This window comes from Bradyrhizobium sp. LeoA1Lang, assembly GCF_055413685.1.
Window position 1 is genome coordinate 1 of record NZ_JBVAPG010000349.1, and the last position, 2883, is coordinate 2883.

Below are 2883 nucleotides of genomic sequence, written 5' to 3' on the forward strand. Positions count from 1 at the left end.
GCGGAAGGTGGGTACGGGTCAGCCGATCCGACCGGATATGAGGTGATGCAGTGAGCTGCAGAAATCTTCGGAAGCCAATCCTCGCCCGGGGCCCGGTCGTCGCGCTGCGCTACGCATGGCTCCGCGCGCCGCCCTCTCACCGCAAAAACCCAACCCAACCCTGTTCGTTGAGAGCCTTGACTCACGAAGCCCCATATGAGGGTGGGCAAAGCGCAGCGTGCCCACCTTTCTTGCACCGAACGTGGATGGTGGGCACGCTGCGCTTTGCCCACCCTACGCATCCCCCGCTCAGTGCAGCTTCTGCAATTCCTTCAGGATTGCTTCGCCCATCTGCGTGGTCGAGGCTGATGTCGTGCCTTCGGACTTGATGTCTGCGGTACGTAGGCCGCTCGCGAGCACGGCTGATATCGCGGCATCGAGCTTGTCGGCGAGCGTGCCCATGTCGAAGGAATAGCGCAGCGCCATCCCGAACGAGGCGAGCATCGCGATCGGGTTGGCGAGGCCTTGGCCTGCGATATCCGGCGCCGAGCCGTGGACCGGTTCATACAGCGCCTTGCGCTTGCCGCTCTTCGCATCGGTCTCGCCGAGCGAAGCCGACGGCAGCATGCCGAGCGAGCCGGTGAGCATCGCCGCGATATCGGACAGCATGTCGCCGAACAGATTGTCGGTGACGATGACGTCGAACTGCTTCGGCCATTTCACCAGCATCATGCCGCCGGAATCGGCGAGCTGATGCTCCAGCGTCACGTCAGGATATTCGCGCTTGTGCACCTGGGTGACCACCTCGTTCCAGAGCACGCCCGACTTCATGACGTTGCGCTTTTCCATCGAGGTCACCTTGTTGCGGCGCTTCTTCGCAAGGTCGAAGGCGACGCGGGCGATGCGCTCGATCTCGTAGGTGTCGTAGACCTGGGTGTCGATGGCGCGCTTCTGGCCATTGCCGAGATCGGTGATGGTCTTCGGCTCGCCGAAATAGACCCCGCCGGTAAGCTCGCGCACGATCATGATATCGAGCCCCTCGACCGCCTCGCGCTTCAGGCTGGAGGCATCGGCGAGCGCCGGATAGCACACGGCGGGCCGCAGATTGGCGAACAGGCCGAGATCCTTGCGCAGCCGCAACAGGCCGGCCTCGGGCCGCACGTCATAGGGGACGCTGTCCCATTTCGGCCCGCCGACCGCGCCGAAGATCACGGCATCGGCGGCTTTCGCCTTTGCCATGTCCGCTTCCGAGATCGAGACCTTGTGCGCGTCATAGGCGGCGCCGCCGACCAGCCCCTCTTCGGTCTCGAAAACAGCGATACCTTCCGCCTTGAGCCAGCCAATCAGGCGCTTCACCTCCGCCATCACTTCGGGGCCGATGCCGTCGCCGGGCAGGAGGAGGAGCTTGTGGGTCGCCATGGGGTTTTCGCCTTGAGATTTAAGGAAATCCGCGCGGAGTGCTAAAGCGCTGTTGCGCGGTTGGCAAGACTTCATTCCCGGAGCGCGGCCTGTGCAAGGACGGCGGGGCCTGCCACAATGCGGTCCTGCCGGAGTTCTCAGTGAAAGCCCCCGACCTTCCCTCATCTTCCGCGCACGCCGCGCGGCTGATTCTGATCCTGTCGCTGGCGCCGACCGCGGGGCTCGGCATCGGCCGTTTCGCCTATTCGCTGGTGCTGCCTGATATGCGCGAGCAGCTCGCGTGGTCCTATTCGGCGGCGGGCTTCATGAACACGATCAACGCTGCCGGCTATCTGATCGGCGCGCTGCTCGCCGCGCGGCTGATCCGGCGCTTCGGGCTGGTGGCCTCCGTGCGCTGGGGAACGCTGGCCTGCGTGGTGTCGCTCGCGCTTTGCGCCATCACCGGGAACTTCGTAGTGCTGAGCTTTGCGCGGCTGCTCGCCGGCCTTGGCGCTGCGGCCGGCTTCGTCGGCGGCGGCGCGCTTGCGGCGATGATCGCGCAGACGCGGCCCGAGCGCGCCAATTTCCTGCTCAGCCTGTTCTATGCCGGACCCGGCAGCGTCATCCTGCTGTCAGGGCTGGTGGCGCCGTTCGTGCTGCAATGGTTCGGCCCGGGCTCATGGTGGATCGTGTGGTGGGCGATGACGCTGCTCGCGGCCATCATGACCATTCCGCTGTGGCTCGCATCCTTCCCGTCCGATGCCATGACCAGGCAGGAGGCCTCGGCGAAGTTCGCGATTGCGCCGGTTGTGATCTATCTCGGCGGCTATTTCCTGTTCGGCGCCGGCTATATCGCCTACATGACGTTCATGATCGCCTATGTGCGCGACGCCGGCGGCGGCGCGCTGGCGCAAAGCGCATTCTGGAGCCTGATCGGGCTGAGCGCTTTCGTGACACCGTGGGTGTGGCGAGGCGTGCTTGGTCTCAACCGCGGCGGGCTTGCCACCACGATCATCCTCGGCGTCAACGCGATCGGCGCCGGACTGCCGATCTTCGGACACTCGCCGCTGTTGCTCGCGGTCTCCGCCCTGGTGTTCGGCGTTGCCTTCTTCGCGGTGGTGGGATCGACCACCGCCTTCGTGCGCTTCAACTATCCGCCATCGTCATGGCCAACCGCGATCGCCGCGCTGACGATCTCGTTCGGGATCGGTCAGACCATCGGACCGATTGTGGTCGGCGCGATCACCGATGCGGCCGGCAGCCTGTCGTTCGCGCTGAACATATCGGCAGCGATGCTGGCGCTCGGCGCGGTGCTATCGGCGTTCCAGCGGAGGCTGGAAGTGAAAACATAGAGCGGTCGCGCTTTCTCCGGCAGAGGCCGTAGATGGGGTAACGGGCCCCGGGCTGCCCTCCAAGCGAGCCGCGCTTGCTACGGCGCTATGGGTGGCGCGCTGCGCGCGGCTCGCTTGGAGGGCGGGCGGTCGTCCCTCACATTGATGGTGTGAC

General features: G+C 65.3%; 2 protein-coding genes. One reads left to right on the forward strand and one right to left on the reverse strand.

What is annotated here, in order from left to right; all coding sequences use genetic code 11:
- Nucleotides 1–288: 288 nt before the first annotated feature.
- A complete protein-coding gene (gene leuB, locus ACZYOF_RS43240) occupies nt 289–1398 on the reverse strand; it encodes a 3-isopropylmalate dehydrogenase (protein ID WP_463719532.1) in 1110 nt (369 codons plus the stop codon).
- A 140-nt stretch (nt 1399–1538) separates the two neighbouring features.
- On the opposite strand from leuB, the gene ACZYOF_RS43245 reads away from it, so the two are divergent.
- Nucleotides 1539–2729 carry a YbfB/YjiJ family MFS transporter gene (locus tag ACZYOF_RS43245; RefSeq protein WP_463719533.1) on the forward strand — a complete coding sequence of 397 codons (1191 nt, stop codon included), beginning with the start codon at nt 1539–1541 and terminating at the stop codon, nt 2727–2729.
- Nucleotides 2730–2883: the final 154 nt, after the last annotated feature.

Coding starts and splice junctions, on each gene's coding strand:
- leuB (WP_463719532.1), bottom strand. CDS start 1,398: ATGGCGACCCACAAGCTCCTCCTCCTGCCCGGCGACGGCATCGGCCCC.